Genomic DNA, 21929 nt, shown 5'->3' on the forward strand with positions numbered 1-21929 from the left:
GCTTAAGCTTAAAATAGCGGAGTGATTCGCTATTGGAGACACACAATGAAGTTAGAAGCCGTGTATGGCTTACACGCCGTCACCACATTATTACAACGCAGCGCCGATCAGGTGGTCGAGCTGTGGGTGATGAAAGGCCGTCAGGATAAACGCATGCAACGCGTACTGGAGTTGGCGGAAGAGCAGGGCTTACCGGTCCGTGAAGCCGATAAAGGCTTAATGAATCAGAAAGCAGAAGGTAATCACCAGGGAATTATTGCCTGGCGCAAGCCGGTACAGGGCATGAGTGAAAAACAACTGCCGGATGTGCTGGACAACATCGAAGGTCATCCGTTTATTCTGATCCTGGATGGCGTAACCGACCCACACAACCTCGGTGCTTGTATTCGTACCGCCGATGCTGCAGGCGTTCATCTGGTCATTGCTCCGAAAGATAAATCCGCACCGTTGAATGCCACGGCCGCTAAAGTCGCTTGTGGCGCGGCGGAAACCGTACCTTATATTCAGGTGACCAATCTGGCGCGCACTATGAAAGAACTGCAGGAACGTGGCATCTGGATTGGTGGCACGGCGGGGGAAGCCGAACAGAATATCTATCAGCAGAATATGACTGGGCCTCTGGCGCTGGTGATGGGTGCAGAAGGGCCGGGCATGCGTCGTTTGACGCGCGAGCACTGCGACTTTTTAGTGAATATTCCAATGGCTGGTGAAGTCAGCTCGGTGAATGTTTCTGTGGCGACCGGTATTTGTTTGTTTGAAGCGGTGCGCCAGCGCGGTTCGCTGTAATATCGCCTGGTTTGTCATACTATAGCGCCATAGCGGCGCTATTTTTTTATCCGCCTGAAAACATCGCGATGTATAAAAAGAGCTTTCGCAGTTAACCGAATAAGCCGTTAAGTTGGATGACTGTGAGCGGCTGAGCCGCGCTGCGCGCTGATAAATACACTTCTTTAACCCGGCTGCTCCGGATTCACGATATACTGCGGCTGTGTATATAACCGCTGAGATATTTATGCGTGCCTGTTTTGTTGTGTGTTTATTGTTTTACTTGCCCCTGTCATTTGCGGCGGAGGTTGATCAGTTCACACCAGGGCGACCATTAAAAGACAGCAGCCAGCGACTGGAAAAAGAAATTAATCGCCGTATCCACGAAGCGGTACGACGTGCCAATGGCTTTTACGCCCGTCCCCAGCAATCCAAAAAAGTGCATCACCGCATTCGTGCTCAGTGTGATGTTAATCGGCTGTATACACAGCTGGAGTCACAACTGGCGCGACCGTTAATCGGTCAGCTGGAGACGTTCGCTGAGCAGTCTGCAGAGGTGGATAAACGCCGGGTCAGCTTTCCTCAGTCTGTTTACCGCCAATACGACAGTGCCGAAGCGCCAACCCTGGTGCTGAGTGAACGAATGGCCGCCGTTATCCGTATTCATGATGTCGAAATCGGCAGCGATAAACTGGGCCATTTTTTTACCGAAGGGCTGAGCTATTTTGAAGTAACCAGCCGCCTGCGGGATGGTATCAATGAGGCGCTGGTATTTGGTCAGTGGTCTGAATCTGTGTATTTTGGCGCACAAACAACCGGTGTGTTTTCTTATGCCGATTTAACCGCCAACTTTAACGGTTTACGTTTCTGGAACCGTATCCTGGCGCACCAGCCAGACCCTCTGAGCGGTGAACAGCCGGAACCCTATATTCGTTGTATTAATAAACGCTGGCAGGTCAGCCAGCCATTCCGCTGGGCAGGGTATGTTGATCAGGGCTGGAATGAAGCGGTGAACTGTAATGCCTTTCGTACCGCGTCGATGTTAACCAAAGTCATGGATTATCAGCCGCGCTGCCAGACGGAATTATTGCCGCAACGTTATGATAAAACTCTGGCGGCGACCTTGTTGAATACAGATGGTCTGAAGCTGTTACCAGACTTGATGCAACCGGAAGCGTTATTAGCCAAACGTGCCGATATCCTCGACTGGCAACTGCCCGAGGCGATGGTGGAAAACATCCGCCAGATACGCCTGCAAATAGAAAGCTGGCGCTGAGTTATTGCCGTTGACCTGCCGGTGTCAGCGAAAGCGTAATTTGGCCGTCAGTTGCAGGTAATTACTGTCTTCCAGCTCCAGCGTACCACTCTGGCCCTGATCGTTATCCAGCGTTAATTGCTGCTTAAATTGTACGCCGGCTTCCGCTCCCAGCCATAACGGCCCGGTTAGCTGATATTCCGCGCCTAAGCCGAGGCGGAAACCCTGTTGTTCAAACTGGTAGCTCTGTTTTTTATTGCCTTTGTTGTAAACGTGCCAGCTGCCACCTTCCGGCGTCAGCTTGGCAAAATAATGCTGGCCAAAGCTGGGCGCATAACTGAGGCGGGAAAATGGGAAGCCGACCACCATACTGACGGTTTTTCCACTGCGATAGCGGTAGTTCATCAGGGGGACAAATTTGCCTTCACCAAAACGATGGGTGTACACCAAACCCAGGTTATAACCGTGGTATTGCCCCTTGCTGGAATATTGCGCTACAGCATTCATCGCCAGATCGTCACTGCCGAAGTATTCCAGTGACGATTTAACCCCCGGTGACAGGTTAAACACCCAGCGCGAGTTTTTATCGTGTTCAACGATGTAGCTCAGCGGAAAGGCGATGTCGTACAGCCGTTGCTTGGTGGAGGATGGCGTATTGTCGAAACGGAATTCACGTTCCCGGAAGGTAAACTGATACACCCAGAGGCCTTGTGTCAGATCGCCGGACACACCCAGTGGTACTTTCAGGTAGGTATCCACCTGAGTGGCCTCGGGTGCCGGCTCAACACCATTCAGATTGGTGATGGCGGCGCTATCAAAATAGGTTACCACAAAGGCACCGGCGGGCGGTTTGGGGATGTAGCTGTTAGTGTCGGCATCGTTTTCGTTTTCGTTAGCGATTGCGATATGGCCGACCGCTATAAGGACCAGCGCGCTCAGGCTGTGTGTTTTCATAGACATTTCCCGGTTAACTCCGGTACAGCATAGCCTGTATCCCGGAGTTGATAAAAACTCTGTGGATTAAAGCAGGCCCAGCGCCAGCGCTTTATTACTGAGGTCGTCACGGAAGTCGGGATGAGCGATACCGATCAGCGCGCGGGCCCGTTGCGGTAACGACAGGCCTTTGAGATCAACGCAACCATACTCGGTGACAACAAACTGGGTGTCCATGCGGGTATCGGTAACCGCACCGCCTTGCAGTTGTGGCACGATGCGGCTGAGCTGGCCTTGTTTCGCGGTGGAGTGCAGCGCAATAAAGGAACGGCCGCCATTCGATGCATAGGCGCCCCGGACAAAATCCAGCTGCCCGCCGGTGCCCGAGAATGGTTGTCCGGCCAGTTGCTCGGCGTTGATCTGGCCGGTGAGGTCTACCTCAATGGCGGCATTGACCGAAACCATATTGCGATTTTTGCGAATAATACTGGGGTTATTCACCCAGGACGCCGGGTAACCAACAATCGATGGATTGTCATCCATAAAGTCGTACATCGCTTTGTCACCCAGTGCCAGGGTAAAAACGTGTTTGTGCTGCATCCAGTTTTTCAGGCGGCCATTAATAACCCCGGATTTAATTAAATCCACCATCGCCGGGCTGAATAACTCTGAATGGAGCCCGAGGTTTTTATGGTTGGATAAATAGCCCAGCACCGAATTGGGAACACCTCCCACACCCATTTGCAGCGTATCGCCATCGTCAATGCGCTCAACAATAAATTCGGCAATCTGGGTATCGGTTGCAGAGGGCGGCTGAGCGCTGATTTCGATTAAGGGTTGGTGATGCTCAACGATGGCATCGACCTCGGAAATATGAACCGAGCACTCGCCAAAGGTACGCGGCATATGTTCATTTACTTCCACCACCACCTTCCTGGCTTTGCGAATCACACTGGCGCCGTAGTCGGCATTGGTACCGAGGCTGAAATACCCGTGTTTATCCATCGGCGATACCGTCACCATAAAACAGTGCGGCTCAATCTGTTCGGTTAATAACCGTCCGACCTGATGGAAGGTTGATGGCACAAACTCCATCAGGGTATGGCTGTTTAACCGCTTCAGCGCTTCGCGGTCGTGGCTGCTCATAAATAAGGGGCGCGGGCAGACCTGATCGGCCAGTTCGGGCACCAGTAAGGTGTCACATAAGGCCTGGGTGCCGTGCATGTAATACAGGTTCAGTGACTTCAGCTGTTGCTGATGTAAAGCACTGGCAACACCGGCCATCAGTGCCGGTGGCATGGCGACGCTCATACCAAGAATCAGGTTGTCACCGTCGTTCAGGTAGTCGGCGGCGTTTTCCGGGCTAATCCTTTTCTGGTCGTAAAGGCTGGCAATGTCCATCTGCGGGTCCTGTCGGGAAGTGAATGTTGCTGAGAACTTTAGCAGTTCGGCGTTGCCTGTCTATGACAGCTACAGAAACTTTGCTGAGCTGGGTCAAGGCGCTGGTCAGTGATGACAAAAAACACACCATAAAGCGGGAGCGACTACCACAAACGTTGTAGTAATAATAAAGCCACTACGAATAAACACAGGCCGGTAATTAACTCCAGCCATTGCCAGTGGCGGGGCTGAGTCAGGTAGGGGCGCAACCAGCGACCACCGGCAGCCAGGGTGCTGAACCACAGCGCTGAGGCACTGCCGGCACCGGCGATAAACCATAACGGGGCGCTTTGCTGAGCGCCGATGCTGCCAATCAGGATCACGGTATCCAGATAAACATGGGGGTTCAGCAGGCTGATGGCGCAGGCCTGGCCGGCACTGCGCCAGGGGCTGCTGAGCTGGCTATTGTTACTGGTTGCCAGCCCTGCGCCACCCAGCCAGGCGCGGTAAAACGCCTGGGCACTGAGCCAGCATAAAAACAATACGCCAAATAATGTCACGGCCGGAATTAACGGCGGTAACCATTGCTGGATCTGGCTGATGGTGAACACCCCAACGCTGATCAGGGTGATATCAATGGCGACACAAACTGCCGTGATCACCCAGGGATGTTCGCCGCGCAGGCTTTTATTGAGTACCCAGGCATTCTGCGCACCGATGGCTACAATCAGGCCAAACGCCACCATAAAACCGGTCGCGCCATTGGTGAATAACTGCTGCAGCTCGGTTTGCATATTGTCCTCCGCTAACGGCAAAAACGGGCTATTTGCCGCCACAATAGAACCGGCGTTATTATTAATCCAACTCATAAATCTGATGGGATATTAGAAAAACTAATGTTTGATTATCGGGCGCTGGAAGCTCTGACCGCAGTGATAGAACAGGGCGGTTTTGAGCGCGCTGCAAAACGGCTGAATATTTCCCAATCGGCGGTCAGTCAACGCATCCGACAGTTGGAGTTTCGTCTTGGCCAGCCGGTATTGTTACGCATCTCTCCCCCCAGGCTGACGGAAATAGGGCAGCGGCTCACCAATCATCTGCAACAGGTGCAGCAGCTGGAGCAGAGCCTGTTAACGGAAGAACATCCGGAGCAGGACGTCACGGTACGGCTGGCGGTGAATGCGGATTCCATCGATACCTGGCTGGCGCCGGCACTGGCGCAGTGCCCGGTCAGTCAGCGGATGAATTTTGAACTGGTCATCGAAGATCAGCGGATTGGCCTGCAACGCATGAAAAACGGTGAGGTCATGGCCTGTATCTGTGAAAGTGCGCAGCCGGTTAACGGTGGTTTGTCACAAAAGCTGGGAGTGGTACGGTATCTGGCGCTGGCCAGCCCGGATTTTATTCATAATTACGCCGCCGGCGACCGCGGCCATCACTGGCTGCAGCAGGCCCCGTGCCTGGTGTACAGTGGCGACGACCAGCTGCAGCATCAGTTTTTAGCTCTGCTGCAACTGGATGCCCCCGGGCGTTTTCAGCGGGTGCCGTCGAGCAGTGGCTTTGTGCAGATGGCCAGAGCCGGGTTAGGTTTTGGTATGATGCCGGAAATACAGGTGCGTGAGTTTCTGGCCGATGGTTCGCTGGTGAATGTTGCCCCTCAGCACTGGATTGATGTGCCACATTATTGGCATTACTGGCAAACTGAAAGTGACTATATGGTTCAGTTGCGCCAGGCGGTGGTAAAACACGCGGCTGAGTGTTTGTTGTAAACGAAAACCAGACAATAAAAGGAGTCTGCAGGTGGAATGGTGGAATGATCTGATTTCACAGAATTACGATTGGTTCTGGGATGTATCGATTGCCCTGGGGATTACTTTATCCGCCGGGCTGGGTTGGCGGATTACCCGTCGTCATATCGCACGGCTGGCGGCCAAAACCCGCAACCGCTGGGACGATGTCGTGATCGACGCCATTGGTGTGCCGATTAACTGGACGGTATTTGTGGTGGGCATGACCTGGGTAGCGGATATCAGTGCCCGGCATTTTTCCTCCGAAATTGTTACCAGTATTCCGGTGGTGCGCCAGTTATCCCTGATCGTACTGGTGGCCTGGGCCATCTGGCGATTAATTAACCGCATTGAATATCGTCAGCTGGATAACGGTGCTGACCCAACCACGGTTCAGCTGGTGGGCAAAGTGGCTAAACTGACGGTGACGGTATTAATTATTCTGCCGGTGTTTCAGTTATTAGGCATTTCTATTTCCGGCATCCTGGCGTTTGGTGGTGTTGGTGGTCTGATTGTCGGTATGGCCGCCAAAGATCTGCTGGCCAACTTTTTTGGTTCCATCATTGTATATCTCGACCGGCCGTTTAAAGTGGGCGACTGGATTCGCTCGCCGGACCGCTCCATCGAAGGTACGGTGGAAAAAATTGGCTTCCGGGTGACGGCCATCCGCACCTTTGATAAACGTCCGCTGTACGTACCGAATTCAGTGTTTACTAATATTTCGGTGGAAAACCCGTCACGTATGTCCAATCGCCGGATTTACGAAACCATTGGTGTGCGTTATCAGGATTCGCGCAAATTACCCGCCATCATTGCCGCTGTGCGTTCCATGCTGGAGCAGCACCCGGATATTGATGATAACCAGACGCTGATCGTTAACTTCAACAGCTTTGGTGCCTCCAGCCTGGACTTTTTTGTCTATACCTTTACCAAAACCACCAACTGGGTGGAGTATCACGAAATTAAACAAAAGGTGCTGCTGGAAATTCTGAATATTATTCACCAGCACGACGCCGACTGTGCCTTCCCGACCCGCACCCTGCACCTGGATTCCGTGCCGGCGGCGTTAGCATCGCAGGAGCAGGCCAGGGTACAGGCACCGGTACAAGGATAAAGGCCTTATGTCAGCGTTTGAAAAACTGCTTCAACACTCAGAAAAAGTGTCTCATTTCAGCCATCTGTCTGCTATTTGTGGCTGGGATCAGGCCGCCATGATGCCAGCCGGTGGTGCAGAAGCGCGCGCGGCTGCCATGGCTGAATTGTCGGTTCATATCCACAACCTGAAAACCCAGCCGCAGTTGGGCGAATGGTTTAACGATGCCGACAATGAAACGTTAAATGTGGAGCAACAAGCCACACTGCGGGAAATGAAACGCGACTGGCAGCAGGCGAATGTGCTGCCGCAAGCGCTGGTGGAAGCACAATCACTGGCGGGTTCCAGGTGTGAACACGCCTGGCGTACTCAGCGCACAGAAAATGACTGGGCCGGCTTCGAAAAAAACTGGGCTGAGGTGGTTAAATTATCTCAGGAGGAAGCGCAGATTCGTGCCGAGGCCACGGGTCTTTCACCGTACGATGCCATGCTGGAAATCTACGAACCGGGTACCAGTAGTGCATCATTGGATATCGTTTTCGACGATGTAAAAGGCTGGTTGCCTGACCTGATCGATCAGGCGCTTGAAAAACAGGCGTCAGAATCCTTTATAGCTCCGAGTGGTCATTATCCGGCTGCACAGCAGAAAGCATTAGGCCAGGATGTGATGAAGCTGCTGCAGTTCGATTTTAATCACGGCCGGCTGGATGAAAGTGTGCATCCGTTTTGTGGTGGTGTGCCGAGTGATGTGCGCATTACCACGCGTTATCGCGACGATGAATTTGTGCAGTCGTTAATGGGCATCGTGCACGAAACCGGTCATGCCCGTTATGAGCAGGGTTTGCCAAAACACCTGGCGGGTAGCGCAGCGGGTGAAGCCCGCTCTATGGGTATTCATGAATCGCAGTCGTTATTTTTTGAGATGCAGCTTGGTCGGAGTTCGGCGTTTATCGCTCAGTTGGCCAGCTTATGTGTACACCATTTCAGCGGCCATGATGCTGCGCTGTTTGCGGTTGATAATCTGCAAAAAATTTATACCCGGATAAAAAAAGATTTTATCCGGGTGGATGCCGATGAGCTGACCTATCCGGCGCACGTGATTCTGCGTTATGAAATTGAACGTGATTTAATCAATGGAGTGATCTCCCATAACGACGTGCCGGAATTATGGGATACCAAAATGCAGCAATATTTAGGTTTAAGCACAGCGGGTAATTTCCGCGACGGCTGTATGCAGGATATCCACTGGACCGACGGTGCCTTTGGATATTTTCCCAGCTACACCTTAGGGGCGATGTATGCGGCACAGTTTATGGCCAGTATGCGCGATACAGTGGATGTTGAAGCGGCTGTGCGCCGTGCTGATCTGACTCCGGTGTTCAGCTGGTTGCAGGATAATCTCTGGAGCAAAGGCAGCCTGTTAACAACGGACGAGCTGGTGAAGCAGGCGACCGGTGAAGTACTGAATGCCAGGCACTTTAAAGCGCATTTGCAGCAAAGGTATTTATGAAATTTCTGTTTTTAACTCTGTCCCTTTTAATTAATCCGGCTTTAGCAGCGGTTGATTTGGTTAAAGTTGATAAATCATCCGGCAGAATGTTTCTGCTGGATGGCGCAGAAGTCGTAAAAGAATATCACGTGGCTTTTGGTGGAAGCCCGAAAGGACACAAGCAGCAGGAAGGCGATCAGAAAACACCGGAAGGGCGTTACACTCTCGATTACAAAAAGGAGGACTCCTCTTTTTATCGTGCGATGCATGTTTCCTATCCAAACAAAAAAGACATAGAGAATGCGGAGAAACTAGGAGTGTCTCCTGGCGGCTTTATCATGGTGCATGGTCAGAAAAACTGGCTGGGTTGGTTAGCTCCGATTATGCAGCGCTTTAACTGGACTGATGGCTGTATCGCTCTGACAAATGCTGAAATGGATGAGTTTATGGAGTTAGTTGCTGTTGGTACGCCGATTCAAATAGAGTGGTAGGTAGGCTAGTCAGCTCGGATTGGCTGATTCCTATGGCTAATCGGCCGTCGATAGTCTCTATTAATCAGTGATTGAAAAATATAATCACCCTCTTTAAAAAGATCAATTTAACGAATCACCCGCCGTTCCCTATTATAGATCCTGTTCTTATTACTTATGTTTTACTTATCAGGCCTTCGGGCAAATGATTCACTTAATGGAGTTAAACCATGATCAACACTGAAATCAAACCATTCAGCGCAACAGCCTTCAAACAAGGCGAATTCGTAGACGTTACTGAAGCGGACGTTAAAGGTAAGTGGGCGGTATTCTTCTTCTACCCAGCAGACTTCACCTTCGTATGTCCTACTGAGCTGGGCGACGTGGCTGACAAATACGAAGAGCTGCAAAAGCTGGGCGTAGAAGTATTCTCTGTGTCGACTGACACTCACTTCACCCACAAAGCATGGCACGATTCTTCTGACACCATCGGTAAGATCAACTACTACATGCTGGGCGACCAGAACGGCAACATCACCAACAACTTCGGTGTGATGCGTGAAGGCCAGGGCCTGGCAGACCGTGCTACGTTCCTGATCGATCCGGATGGCGTGATCCAGGCGATGGAAATCACTGCGGAAGGCATTGGCCGTGATGCAGACGACCTGATGCGCAAAGTAAAAGCGGCTCAGTACGTTCGTAACAACCCAGGCGAAGTTTGCCCGGCGAAGTGGAAAGAAGGTGAAGCGACTCTGGCTCCTTCTCTGGATCTGGTCGGCAAAATCTAAGCAAAGCTACTTGCTTGCACTGGCTACTACGCTCCGCGTGGTAGCTGAACCAAAGCTCCGCTCTTATCGCGGAGCTTTTTTGTGTTTGGTAGTACAACTTCTATTCTAGCTCCCACGCTCTGCGTAGTAGCTAAATCGCCAGGCTTTAACCTTCTGATTTTTCTCAGTTCAGATATGACTACCACGCAGAGCGTGGGAGCCAGACTGTTGTTGAAATTGAAGATAAGCCGAGCAACGGGTTCGTTTTGTGAGCAGCCACAGGATGTGACGGAAGCATCTAGCTACAGGGACAAAATGCAGATGCACATTTTGCACAGAGAAGCTGCCCGCAGGGCGAGATATTCTAGCTCCCACGCTCTGCGTGGTAGCTAAATCGTCAGGCTTTAACCTTCTGATTTTTCTCAGTTCAGATATGACTACCACGCAGAGCGTGGGAGCCAGACTAGGCAGAAATCTGGGTAATTAACTTTCTTAATGACCCTGTGTTAGTAAATAACTATCAGTGTATTTAAAAAGATTGATTTCATATATTTAACCGCGCTGGCTACTATAACTGCGTACTTTGAATTAAGCAGCGCAAATCACTGAGTCCAGACCTGTATTAACGAACTCAGACACGCTGAAACAGACCCTAATAAGGAGCTCGTCATGCTTGACGCAACTATGAAACAACAACTGGGCGCTTACCTGGCTAATCTGCGTAATCCGATTGAGCTTCAGGTATCGGTTAACGGTTCCGATAAAGCACGTGAGTTAGAAGAGTTAGCGCACGAAATCGCTGAGTTACACGAGGATATTTCCGTTTCTGTAACCGAAGACGAAATCAACGGTCGCTCGCCGGTCATGACGGTCGCTAAGGCCGGTCAGCCAGCACGCGTTACTTTTGCTGGTGTACCTCTGGGTCATGAATTTACCTCACTGGTGCTGGCACTGTTGCAAGCAGGCAGCCATCCGTCAAAAGAAGATCAGGCACTGCAGGATCAGGCCAAAAGCCTGAGCAAAACACTGAACTTCGAGGTGTATGTCTCACTGTCGTGTCACAACTGTCCGGACGTGGTACAGGCAGTGAACCTGATGGCGGCACTGAACCCGAATATCACCGCAACCATGATTGATGGTGGTGTGTTCCAGCAGGAAGTGACCGACAAAAACATCATGGCGGTACCGGCGCTGTACTTAAACGGTGAACCGCTTGCCAACGGCAAACAAACGCTGGCCGATATCCTCAATAAAGTGGATGACGACGCCGATGCTAAAGCGGCTGCGGCGGTTGCCGACAAAGACCCGTTTGATGTGCTGGTGGTGGGCGGTGGCCCAGCGGGTGCATCAGCCGCGATTTACGCGGCGCGTAAAGGTATTCGTACCGGTATTGTGGCCGAGCGTTTTGGTGGTCAGGTAGCGGACACCGTGGGTATCGAAAACTTTATTTCGGTGCCGTACACCGAAGGCCCGAAACTGGTGGCCCACCTGGAAGAACACGTTAACGAATACGACGTCGATGTGATGAAAGCCCAACAGGCGGTGGCGCTGCGTAAAACCGATAGCGGCCTGACCGAAGTGGAACTTGCGAACGGCGCTGTGGTCAGTGGTAAGAGCGTTATTCTGGCAACCGGTGCACGCTGGAGAGAAATGAACGTCCCGGGCGAGCAGCAATACAAAGCCAAAGGTGTGGCGTACTGCCCGCACTGTGATGGCCCGCTGTTTAAAGGCAAAAAGACTGCGGTCATTGGTGGGGGTAACTCCGGCATTGAAGCCGCTATCGATTTGGCCGGTATTGTCGAGCACGTCACTGTACTGGAATTTGCTGATACTCTGCGTGCCGATGCGGTGCTGGTGAAAAAAGCCGAATCGCTGCCCAACGTCACCATCATTAAAAACGCCATGACCACCGAAGTACTGGGTGATGGTGAACGTGTCACCGGGCTGAAGTACCAGGATCGGATCAGCGGTGAAGACAAAGAGTTACAACTGGCCGGTATCTTTGTGCAGATTGGCCTGGTGCCGAACACCGAGTTCCTGAAAGACAGCGTTGAGTTAAGCAATCGCGGTGAGATTGTGATTAACGAACACGGCCAGACCAGTATGCCGGGCGTGTTCGCCGCCGGTGACTGTACCACGGTGCCGTACAAACAAATCATTATCTCCATGGGCGCCGGTGCCACCGCCGCACTGGGCGCGTTTGATCACCTGATTCGTCAATGATTGATTAACGTAAACCATTAACAGCAGCACCCTAGGGCTGAAATGCCCGGCCCACACGCTGTTAAGCATCGGCCAGCCGGCCGTTGTTTGGTGGGTAAAAACAGCCCGGCGACCATGATGGTGCCGGGCTTTTTTTGTTGCTGCGGCTGGTTGTGGTATGCATTGCGGCGCATATTGATACTGTTTGTGGCAACTCTAGTGTTTATAATCCCTTTTCACTGCTGCTTTGGCGGCTATTGGATGATGTAACAAGGATAATGGATATGAACTTTGCTAAAGCATTTCTGCCGCTTGCTTTCTATTCTCTGATGCTCACTGGTTGTGGTGGCAGTTCTGGCTCCTGTGGCCAATATTCGCTGAGCAGCCAGGCGAAGCAGCAGTTACGTTAGGCGCTTGTATGTGGGTCATACCGGCTCAGACAGTAAACGGCCGGCGCAGTGCGCCGGCTGTTTTTTTATGGCTGTTATTGGTTGTGTTACCAACGGCTGCGTTGCCAGCCAGTGCTGCTGAACTGACGCTGCAGTTGCAGACCAGCCGCTGGCTGTATCAGGAATTCGATGCCGAACACCAGGAACTGAACCGCGAAAGTGGTTATTTACCGGGCCTGCAATTACGCTGGCGTCAGGCGCTCAGCCGCCACTGGGGTGTGCAATTACAGGCTGGCCGCAGCCGCGGTGTATTAACTTACAACGGCCAGACCCAGGCCGGCAGCGCTTACCGGACAGATACTCAGGAAGGTGTCAGCCAGCTGGACGCAACTCTGTGGTATCAGCCGTCAGACAGCCGTTGGCAGTTATCCGCCGGCCTGAGGCAGAGTGTGTGGCAGCGGCATATCCGCAGCCGGGGGAATACACTGGCCTTGCAGGAACGTTATCAGTGGCGGATGTTAAGCGCCGGGCTGGAATATCGCTGGCCCTGGTCGTCGCGGCTGAGCCTGGCACTGGGAGCAAGCGGGTCACTGCTGTGGCACGGGCAACTGCAGGTTGAGCTGCAGTCGTTAGGTTATGGTACACCGCTGGTGCCGTTAAAAAACGGCCATCAGATAAGCGCTCAGCTGCGCTGCGGTTATCAGCTGACCAGCGCCTGGCAGCTACAGCTGGGTCATCAGCAGCAACAGCGCTGGTTTCCGCGCTCACGCCGGGTGGCCGCCAGTAACGGCCAGAACCGGGTGTTTCTGCATGAGCCGGAAAACCAGAACCGGCAACAGTCCTGGTTTATCGCTGCGGCGTATCAGTTCTGAACGTCTGCCGGGACCAGCTGGCGTTGCATCAGCCAGCCGGCACTGATGGCGACTAAAGCCGGAGCCAGCCAGGCCATGCCACTGGCTGCCAGTGGCAGCTGCTGATACCAGCCAGTAATGCCGGCAGGTACCAGGCTGGCGGCATTCAGGCCATCGTACAAAGCAATCAGTGCGGTGGCACTCATGCCAAAGGCAAACACCCGTTGAGGGTCGCGCATCCAGGGACGCATCAGCGACAGCGCAATCAGAGTCATGGTTAATGGGTATAACGCCACCAGCACCGGAATCGACAGCTGAATGATCTGCGTCAGTCCCTGGTTGGCAATAACGGCACTGAACAGCGCCAGGGCAATTACAAAGCTGCGGTAAGATACCTTTGGCAGCAGCTGATTAAAATATTCACTGCAGCTGGTCAGCAGGCCCACAGCGGTGGTCAGACAGGCCAGGGTGATAATCACGGCCAGGATAATCTGTCCGGCAGGGCCAAAAATAGCGGTAATGTACAGTGCTATCAGATGTCCGCCGCTGTCGTATTGGCTGGCTACCGTATGGCTGGTAGCGCCCAGCCAGGACATAGGTACATACACCAGCGATAAACACAAAGCAGCAATCACCCCGGCAGCAATGGCCAGACGAGTAATGCTGCGCCGGTCCGTGACCCCCCGATCACGAATGGCCTGAATAATCACGATGCCGAATACCATGGACGCCAGTGCATCCATGGTTTGATACCCCTGCATAAAGCCGAATACAAATGCGCTCTGTGGCAGCTGGCTGCTATCGACGATGCCACCCTGTGGTTTCAACAGAATGCCCAGTGCCATGGCGGCCAGTACCAGTATCAGTACCGGGGTAATATAACGGCCAATCCGGTCCATCAGTTTTCCCGGTGATAACGCCAGAAAGGTGCTGAGCACAAAAAAGATAACGGAATAAAGTGCCAGCGCGGTCTGGCTGGTTTGTTGACTGTCCAGCCAGGGGGAGGCACCCATTTCAAAGGCGACGGTTGCGGTGCGGGGTATGGCGAATAACGGCCCGATGGATAAATAAATGGCGACACCAAAACTGATGGCGGCCCAGGCTGGTAATGGTCGGGTGACTTCGCGCAGACCACCGCCACAAATGGCCGCGGCTAATACGCCTAACAAAGGCAAACCAACGCCGGTGGCGAGGAAACCCAGTGTCGCCGGCCAGAAATCGCTGCCGGCCTGGCGCCCGACTTCCGGCGGTACAATCAGGTTGCCGGCGCCAAGGAACAAGGCGAAAGTCATAAATCCGAGCGCGAGGACATCGCTGCGCTTAAAAGCTGGCATAGTGCACCTGAAAACGAGAAAAGCGCGCGATTATAGGGATTGTGGGCGGCACTGGCGACCTCCCACGGCAGGTGAGACAGAGAATTACGTGGTCATTAAGTAGTTTTTTGATGCCGGTCAGTAACGGTTAATAGGGCCCGACACCAAACTGGCGGGCCAGCAACGCGGTGTTTTGTTGTACATAGTTAATAAACGCCTGGGTCGCCGGACTGGGCTGTTTGGCCGATGGATACACCAGGCACCAGGAGCGCCGCAGCGGAAATCCGTCGACATCTGCGATCTGCAGCTGACCCAGTTCCAGTTCTGCTTTAATCCCCAGTTTCGGTACTACCGACACCCCCAGCCCGGCAAGAATGGCATGTTTTAACGCGTCGCTGGAGCCCAGCTCCATATGGGGCTTAAAGTTCAGCCGTTGTTGCTGACAATGCAGTTCCAGCGCCAGCCGGGTGCCGGAGCCGTGTTCCCGCACCAGCTGAGGTAGATCGAGAAACTGTTGTGCGGTTAACTGTTTGCCGGAACTGGCCTGTTTTTGTGCCAGCGGATGATCGCCGCGCCATACCGGCACCAGCTCGTTATCGAGAAACGGCAGCGATGTAAATGGCCGCTCACTTGGCACCATCCCCATCACCACCAGATCGTCGCGGTTATTTTTCAGCCGTTCGATGGCGTTCTGGCGATTGACGACATGCACCTGAGTGGCGATATCCGGGTGTTCACGCAAAAACGGCTGTAATAAATAGGGCAGCACAAACTGGGCGGTATTCACCGCTGTAACCCGTAAGTCGCCGGATATTTTGCCTTCCAGTGCATGCAGGCTGGCCTGCATATGTTTCAGCTGTTCAAACACCTGATTTACGCTGGCGGCGACAATATCTCCGGCCTGGGTGCGATATAACTTGCGGCCGACGTATTCAAATAATTTATGGCCAACGGCTTCTTCCAGCTGTTTGATCTGGGCGCTGACCGCAGGCTGAGTCAGGCCCAGCAGCTCGGCGGCTTTGCCATAGCCACCCTGTTCATTAACGGCCTGAAACAGTTGTAACTGACGCAGGCTGAGGCGGTTGACCAGGCGTTGTACGGTTAACGGCATAACCCATTCCGATGTATAAACCAGAGCTTATGCTAACCCAAAGAACGATTAATTTTAACTGATGGAGTCGCCCGGGTTAGGGTAGCTGCTATCGACCATACGACGGGAGGAGCGGATGTCTGTTTTTAATCACACCCCGGCCAGCCGTGAATCCGGTACCGAGGCCAGGCTGAACAAAGTGCTGATTGCCAATCGTGGTGAAATAGCGCTGCGCATTGTGCGTGCCTGTGCCGAAATGGGGATTCAGTCGGTTGCGATGTACACCGAAGCAGACCGTTATGCCTTACACGTAAAGCGTGCAGATGAGGCACACAGTCTGGGTGAAGATCCGCTGGCAGGGTATCTGGATCCGGCGCGTATCGTCAGTCTGGCGGTACAGACCGGCTGCGACGCCATTCATCCCGGTTATGGTTTTTTATCGGAAAATGCGGAGTTTGCCCGGCTGGCGGAACAGGCGGGCATTGTCTTTATCGGCCCGGCTTCCGCGGTCATTGAGCGTATGGGGGATAAAACCGCCGCCCGCGATAGTATGCGTGCCGCCGGTGTTCCGGTGACCCCCGGCTCCGATGGCAATCTGACCGATGTTGAGCAGGCGCTGGCACTGGCTGAAGAGGTTGGTTATCCGGTCATGATTAAAGCCACCTCGGGTGGTGGTGGCCGCGGGATTCGTCGTTGTGATGACGCTGGCGAATTACGTCAGCAGTATCCGCGGGTGATTTCTGAAGCCAGCAAAGCGTTTGGCAGTGCCGACGTATTCCTGGAAAAATGTATCGTTAATCCGCGCCATATCGAGGTGCAGATTCTGGCCGATGGTCAGGGTAATGTGATTCATCTGTATGAGCGTGACTGCTCTATTCAGCGGCGTAACCAGAAGCTGATCGAAATTGCGCCCAGTCCTCAGCTGACGCCGGAACAGCGCGATTATGTCGGCAGCCTGGCGGTGAAAGCAGCCATGGCGGTGGGTTACGAAAATGCCGGCACGGTGGAATTTCTGCTTACCGGCAACCAGGTGTATTTTATGGAAATGAACACCCGGGTGCAGGTTGAACACACCATCACCGAAGAAATCACCGGGGTGGATATCGTCCGTGAACAGCTGCGTATTGCGGCCGGCAATGCACTGACTTTCCGCCAGCAGGATATCCGTTATCAGGGGTTTGCACTGCAGTTCCGTATTAACGCCGAAGATCCGCAGAATGACTTTTTTCCCAGTTTTGGCCGCATCAGCCATTATTACGCACCGGGTGGCCCGGGAGTACGGGTCGATACCGCTATTTATACCGGCTATGACATCCCGCCGTATTTTGACTCTATGTGTCTGAAGCTGGTGGTCTGGGCGCTCAGCTGGGATGAAGTGATCGCCCGTGGTCAGCGTGCGCTGGACGATATGCGTTTACAGGGGGTGACCACCACCGCGCCGTATTATCAGCAGATTCTGGCCCATCCGCAGTTCCGTGCCGGGCAGTTTAATACCAGCTTTGTCAGCGACAATCCGCAACTGCTGAGTTATTCCAATAAACGTCAGCCACGCGATATCGCACTGGCGATTGCCGCTGCCATCGCTGGCCATGCGGGTTTGTAATCAGGAGAACAGATGATGAAAGCCATTGAAGTCACCGATCTGACACTGCGCGATGCGCATCAGTCTCTGATTGCCACCCGCTTACGCACCGAAGATATGTTACCAATCTGCGCCAGGCTGGATCAGGTGGGTTACTGGTCGCTGGAAGTCTGGGGTGGTGCCACCTTTGATGCCTGTGTGCGTTTCCTGAAAGAAGACCCCTGGGCAAGATTACGCCAGTTACGTGCGGCCCTGCCTAACAGCCGTTTGCAGATGTTATTACGGGGCCAGAACCTGTTGGGTTACCGCCATTACGCCGACGATGTGGTGCAGGCTTTTGTACAGCGGGCGGCCGCCAACGGCATTGATGTGTTCCGGGTGTTTGATGCATTAAACGATTTGCGCAATCTGGAAACCGCGATGACGGCGGTTAAGGCGGCCGGTAAACACGCTCAGGGTACCATCTGTTACACCACCAGTCCGGTGCATAAACCGCAGCTGTTTGTCGAACAGGCCAAACAGCTGCGCGATATGGGCGCCGATTCGATTGCCATTAAAGATATGGCTGGTTTGCTGGAGCCGTTTGCCACCTTCGACGTGGTCAGTGCGATCAAAGCCGAGGTGGATTTACCGCTGGTGATTCACAGCCATCAGACCGCCGGACTGGGGGCGTTATGCCAGCTGAAAGCGATTGAAGCCGGTGCCGACCGGATTGATACCGCAATTTCATCGTTTGCCGGTGGTACCAGCCATCCGGCAACGGAATCGCAGGTTGCGGCGTTACGGCATTCGCCGTACGACACCGGTCTAGATCTGGAATTGCTGGCGGAGATTGCTGACTATTTCCGCGAAGTGCGGAAAAAATATCACCAGTTTGAAAGTGAATTCACCCGCGAAGATGTTGGCGTACAACGGAATCAGGTGCCGGGGGGCATGATGTCGAACCTGGCCAACCAGCTGAAAGAACAAAATGCGCTGCATCGTATCCATGAGGTCTTTAGTGAAATTCCGCGGGTTCGTGAAGATCTGGGGTATCCTCCGCTGGTAACACCAACGTCACAGATTGTCGGCACCCAGGCGGTGTACAACGTGTTATCCGGTGAGCGGTATAAAACCATTACCAATGAAGTAAAACGTTATCTGCAGGGCGGTTATGGCAAACCACCCACGGCGGTTAATGCGCGCCTGCAGCAGCAGGCGATTGGTAATGAGCCGGTTAACGACGGCCGGCCAGCGGATTTATTAACCCCTGAGTTGCAACGTTTACGGCTTGAAATCGGCGAGCTGGCGCAGAACGAAGAAGACGTGCTGACGTACGCTATGTTCCCGGATCTGGCACGCGACTTTTTCCAGCAGCGGGCCGCCGGTACCCTGCAAGCCGAAGCACTGGAAGCGGTCGCGACGGATAAAACCGCGGCTGCGGTGGCGACTGAATTTCTGATTGATGTGCACGGCGAAAAATACGAAATCGCCATTACCGGTGCCGGTCAGGAAGGCGGAAAACGCAAACTGTATCTGTCGCTTGATGGCATGCCGGAAGAAGTCAGCATTGAACCGCTGAATGAATACGTAGCCGATGCCGGCCGTGGGCGTAAACGCGCTACCGAGCCGGGGCATGTGGGAGCGGCGATGCCGGGTAATATCGTTGAGGTATTGGTCAGCGTGGGTGATGTGGTACGTGCCGGGCAGGCCTTACTGGTCACTGAGGCGATGAAAATGGAAACGGAAGTTCATGCCAGTATTGGCGGCGAAATTCGTGCTATTCATGTGGCCAAAGGGGATCGGGTGACACCGGGAGAAGTGCTGGTGGAAATCGGTTAACCATTGGTGACAAAAAAAGAGAACAGAGTGCTGCGGCTTAGCTGTGTTCAGCCACAGAAATCCCGTATGCTGCTTTAATAACGAAAACCGGCTAACCGGTTTACAGCTAACATGGTGAGTGCACAATGGATCTTAAAATTATTGAAGGGGTATTAAACTTTCGCGAAAAAGTTTACCCGCAACGTAAAGACCTGTTTGGCACCCTGGCGACCGGCCAGAGCCCTCAGGCATTATTTATTACCTGCTCGGACTCGCGTATTGATCCGAATATGGTCACCAGTGCAGACCCGGGTGATCTGTTTATTTGTCGTAATGCCGGCAATATTATTCCGCCACACAGCAATGAAACCGGTGGTATGACGGCATCGGTGGAATACGCCGTAGCGGTGCTGGGCGTGAAAGATATTATTATTTGTGGCCATACCGATTGTGGCGCTATTACCGGCGCACTGAATGTGCAACAAATGAAAGGACTGCCACACGTTAAAGAATGGTTAGGTCACTGCCGCAGTGCGATGGAAATTGTGCGCGAGCGTCATGATATCGATTCAGATGGCTGTATTGGCCATGAATATCTGAATGAAGCGATCGAAGAAAACGTGTTGCAGCAGTTACAGCATCTGCGTACTCATCCGGCGGTTGCAGCTAAGCTGGCGACCAATAAAGTACGTTTACACGGTTGGGTTTATAACATCGAACGGGGCGAAATCCGCTGCAGTGAAGGTGGCCCGTTTGTTGATTTCCACGATCATTATCTGGAAGAAATCGAAGCCGTGAATGAAAAGCGTTTTTTCGCTAAATAAATCGTCCTGTTTAGCGAAAACAGTAAAGAACCGATTATTTTTCACCACAGCGATTGGGGTCGCGTTGGTTTCAGCCTGACAGGGAGTTAAGCTGAATCCGTGGTTGAAAAATATCGGTTCTTTTTTATGAAACGTATTATTTGTCGCAGTAGGCTGGCAACGCCAGGTTCCAGCATCGTCGACTAGTACAGTACCTGTGCAGTCGTCAGCTCAGCCATGTATTGTCAGCCGTAACGGTTCTGCAGATAAGCGAATACCGCCCGGATGCCCATGGCTTCGCCACCGACCGGACGCCCCGGCAATTTACGCTGATTCCAGGCCATCACATCAAAATGCACCCAGGGGGTGTCGTCGACAAAATGTTGCAGATACAGTGCGGCGGTGATGGCGCCTCCGAATGGTGTGGCCGCAGAATTCACCATATCGGCGATGTCGCTTTTCAGCATGTCGTTGTAGGGTTGATGCAAGGGAAGCTGCCAAACCGGGTCGCTGACTTTATGACCTTGTTGCATCAGGTCACCGGCCAACTGCATCTGATTGGTGAAAAAACCGGGCAATTCGGTACCCAGTGCCACGCGGCAAGCACCGGTTAAGGTGGCGAAGTCGAAAATGATTTCCGGTTCATCGGTTAAGGCTTCAGTTAACGCATCACACAATACCAGACGACCTTCGGCGTCGGTGTTATCAATTTCCACCGTGGTGCCTTTGCGGGTAGTGATGACATCACCGGGGCGGAAGGCATTGGCACTGACGGCGTTTTCCACCGCCGGAATTAATACCCGCAGATTAACCGGCAGTTGCTGCGACATGATCAGATACGCCAGCCCTAAGACCTGAGCTGCACCGCCCATGTCTTTTTTCATCAGCCGCATGGCGTTGGACGGTTTCAGGTCTAAACCGCCACTGTCGAAGCACACGCCTTTACCCACCAGTGTGATTTTCGGATCGTCGTCGTTGCCCCAGCGCAGATCGATTAATCGGGGTGCATGTTCGCTGGCGCGGCCAACGGCATGAATGGTTGGGTAATTCTGGGCTAATAAATCGTCGCCAATCACATGCGACACCGAGGCACCAAACTGCAGAGCGATGGCTTCAGCCGCCACTGCCAGATCCTGCGGCATCATATCGGCGGCCGGGGTATTAATCAGGTCACGGGTCCAGCGCACGGCCTGAATCATATCCTGTGCGGTTTTAAGAACGGTATCGTCTGACAACGCCAGACATGCCTGCGGCTGGTTATTTTGTTTGTACTTTTCAAACCGATACGCGCCAACACCCCAGGCAAAGGCAATGGCCAGCAGGCTTTCCGGCTGATCAATGTTGCTGATGTGATAGTGACCGGCTGGCAGCAGCGCCGAACAATCTCCGGCGGCAAACATATCGTCGAGCGATTCACAAACAAACAAAGCACCGCTGGCGTTGCCATCGGTCGCCGGTAATAACTGTGCGCCGTTACCACGAAAGCCCACAGACGCCAGCCAGTTGTGCACGCTCTGCGGCTGCTGGGCCAGCCAGTGTTCGTAGTTTTCTTTTTCCAGGATGGTGAGTGGGATGGTGCTTTCGGCCTGATCAGCGGCTAATAAAACGGCAGACATACGGTGTGGGTCTCTTTAGCAATGGATCTACACAGTATAGAGGAGGCTGATCTGAAGCGGAAAGACTGCAATACGTGTAATTCGTATCGTGCCGAATACGCCTGCCACCCGAAGGCATCATAATTTATTCCGCTGTTATTTTTTAATGGCGTGATTATAGGCGGCTTTTATCAACCGGGTATGTGGCCGGATGTCGCACCATTTAATATTCTTATGCAGTTAATTGTAGGGCCGCTGCTGTCATTTAATTGCAAAAAAAGCGCAATTTTTTGGTCAGAAAGCTGCCATCTTGCTGTCACCGGCGCACGGCTTAATAACGCCATGACCCTGTCTGACCAGGCTTA

At 53.1% G+C, this 21929-nt stretch carries 19 protein-coding genes; 13 read left to right on the plus strand and 6 right to left on the minus strand.

The window, feature by feature from the left end:
- Positions 1 to 45: 45 nt before the first annotated feature.
- On the plus strand, positions 46 to 786 hold the full coding sequence (gene rlmB / locus ACFOMG_RS16445; RefSeq protein ID WP_376868262.1) for a 23S rRNA (guanosine(2251)-2'-O)-methyltransferase RlmB: 741 nt from the start codon (positions 46 to 48) through the stop codon (positions 784 to 786).
- A 226-nt stretch (positions 787 to 1012) separates the two neighbouring features.
- Positions 1013 to 2041, plus strand: a complete 1029-nt coding sequence (locus ACFOMG_RS16450; RefSeq protein WP_376868263.1) for a hypothetical protein — start codon at positions 1013 to 1015, stop codon at positions 2039 to 2041.
- 24 nt (positions 2042 to 2065) lie between these two features.
- Here ACFOMG_RS16450 and ACFOMG_RS16455 read toward each other — a convergent pair whose 3' ends face one another.
- The 3 genes from ACFOMG_RS16455 to ACFOMG_RS16465 form a co-directional block, all read right to left on the minus strand.
- Positions 2066 to 2974 (minus strand): hypothetical protein, encoded by a 909-nt coding sequence (locus tag ACFOMG_RS16455; protein WP_376868264.1) that lies wholly within the window; start codon positions 2972 to 2974, stop codon positions 2066 to 2068.
- A 66-nt stretch (positions 2975 to 3040) separates the two neighbouring features.
- Complete coding sequence (locus ACFOMG_RS16460) at positions 3041 to 4354, minus strand: acetyl-CoA hydrolase/transferase family protein (protein ID WP_376868266.1); 1314 nt, start codon at positions 4352 to 4354, stop codon at positions 3041 to 3043.
- 143 nt (positions 4355 to 4497) lie between these two features.
- Positions 4498 to 5202: a LysE/ArgO family amino acid transporter gene (locus tag ACFOMG_RS16465; RefSeq protein ID WP_376868267.1), complete on the minus strand. Its 705-nt coding sequence runs from the start codon at positions 5200 to 5202 to the stop codon at positions 4498 to 4500.
- A 27-nt stretch (positions 5203 to 5229) separates the two neighbouring features.
- On the opposite strand from ACFOMG_RS16465, the gene ACFOMG_RS16470 reads away from it, so the two are divergent.
- The 8 genes from ACFOMG_RS16470 (at position 5230) to ACFOMG_RS16505 (ending at position 13402) form a co-directional block, all read left to right on the plus strand.
- Positions 5230 to 6102, plus strand: a complete 873-nt coding sequence (locus ACFOMG_RS16470) for a LysR family transcriptional regulator ArgP (RefSeq protein ID WP_376868269.1) — start codon at positions 5230 to 5232, stop codon at positions 6100 to 6102.
- 31 nt (positions 6103 to 6133) lie between these two features.
- Entirely contained in the window at positions 6134 to 7234 is a 1101-nt protein-coding gene (locus tag ACFOMG_RS16475; RefSeq protein ID WP_376868270.1) for a mechanosensitive ion channel family protein, read from the plus strand.
- A gap of 7 nt (positions 7235 to 7241) precedes the next feature.
- Complete coding sequence (locus ACFOMG_RS16480; RefSeq protein ID WP_376868271.1) at positions 7242 to 8723, plus strand: carboxypeptidase M32; 1482 nt, start codon at positions 7242 to 7244, stop codon at positions 8721 to 8723.
- A complete protein-coding gene (locus ACFOMG_RS16485; RefSeq protein ID WP_376868273.1) occupies positions 8720 to 9193 on the plus strand; it encodes a L,D-transpeptidase family protein in 474 nt (157 codons plus the stop codon). Before ACFOMG_RS16480 ends, ACFOMG_RS16485 begins: the two co-directional genes overlap by 4 nt.
- 209 nt (positions 9194 to 9402) lie before the next feature.
- A complete protein-coding gene (gene ahpC / locus ACFOMG_RS16490; protein ID WP_376868274.1) occupies positions 9403 to 9960 on the plus strand; it encodes an alkyl hydroperoxide reductase subunit C in 558 nt (185 codons plus the stop codon).
- Positions 9961 to 10608: 648 nt separating this feature from the next.
- Positions 10609 to 12162 carry an alkyl hydroperoxide reductase subunit F gene (ahpF, locus tag ACFOMG_RS16495; protein WP_376868276.1) on the plus strand — a complete coding sequence of 518 codons (1554 nt, stop codon included), beginning with the start codon at positions 10609 to 10611 and terminating at the stop codon, positions 12160 to 12162.
- 263 nt (positions 12163 to 12425) lie between these two features.
- Complete coding sequence (locus ACFOMG_RS16500) at positions 12426 to 12551, plus strand: hypothetical protein (protein ID WP_376868277.1); 126 nt, start codon at positions 12426 to 12428, stop codon at positions 12549 to 12551.
- A gap of 8 nt (positions 12552 to 12559) precedes the next feature.
- Positions 12560 to 13402 (plus strand): hypothetical protein, encoded by an 843-nt coding sequence (locus ACFOMG_RS16505; protein ID WP_376868279.1) that lies wholly within the window; start codon positions 12560 to 12562, stop codon positions 13400 to 13402.
- Here the strand turns inward: ACFOMG_RS16505 and brnQ are convergent.
- Entirely contained in the window at positions 13393 to 14715 is a 1323-nt protein-coding gene (gene brnQ / locus ACFOMG_RS16510) for a branched-chain amino acid transport system II carrier protein (protein WP_376868281.1), read from the minus strand. The genes ACFOMG_RS16505 and brnQ overlap by 10 nt on opposite strands.
- Before the next feature lie 127 nt (positions 14716 to 14842).
- On the minus strand, positions 14843 to 15805 hold the full coding sequence (locus ACFOMG_RS16515) for a LysR family transcriptional regulator (protein WP_376868283.1): 963 nt from the start codon (positions 15803 to 15805) through the stop codon (positions 14843 to 14845).
- Positions 15806 to 15920: 115 nt separating this feature from the next.
- Here ACFOMG_RS16515 and ACFOMG_RS16520 point away from each other — a divergent pair, with 115 nt between their 5' ends.
- From ACFOMG_RS16520 to ACFOMG_RS16530, 3 genes are all read left to right on the plus strand, one after another.
- Positions 15921 to 17387 carry an acetyl-CoA carboxylase biotin carboxylase subunit gene (locus ACFOMG_RS16520; RefSeq protein WP_376868285.1) on the plus strand — a complete coding sequence of 489 codons (1467 nt, stop codon included), beginning with the start codon at positions 15921 to 15923 and terminating at the stop codon, positions 17385 to 17387.
- Positions 17388 to 17402: 15 nt separating this feature from the next.
- A complete protein-coding gene (gene oadA, locus ACFOMG_RS16525) occupies positions 17403 to 19187 on the plus strand; it encodes a sodium-extruding oxaloacetate decarboxylase subunit alpha (RefSeq protein WP_376868310.1) in 1785 nt (594 codons plus the stop codon).
- Positions 19188 to 19312: 125 nt separating this feature from the next.
- On the plus strand, positions 19313 to 19990 hold the full coding sequence (locus tag ACFOMG_RS16530; protein WP_376868287.1) for a carbonic anhydrase: 678 nt from the start codon (positions 19313 to 19315) through the stop codon (positions 19988 to 19990).
- Positions 19991 to 20214: 224 nt separating this feature from the next.
- Here ACFOMG_RS16530 and ACFOMG_RS16535 read toward each other — a convergent pair whose 3' ends face one another.
- The gene (locus ACFOMG_RS16535; RefSeq protein WP_376868289.1) at positions 20215 to 21585 is read right to left on the minus strand and encodes a leucyl aminopeptidase family protein; all 1371 of its coding nucleotides are present in this window, start codon (positions 21583 to 21585) and stop codon (positions 20215 to 20217) included.
- Positions 21586 to 21929 lie beyond the last annotated feature (344 nt).

The sequence above is a fragment of the Bacterioplanoides pacificum genome, assembly GCF_042648445.1.
Lineage (GTDB): Bacteria > Pseudomonadota > Gammaproteobacteria > Pseudomonadales > Oceanobacteraceae > Bacterioplanoides > Bacterioplanoides pacificum.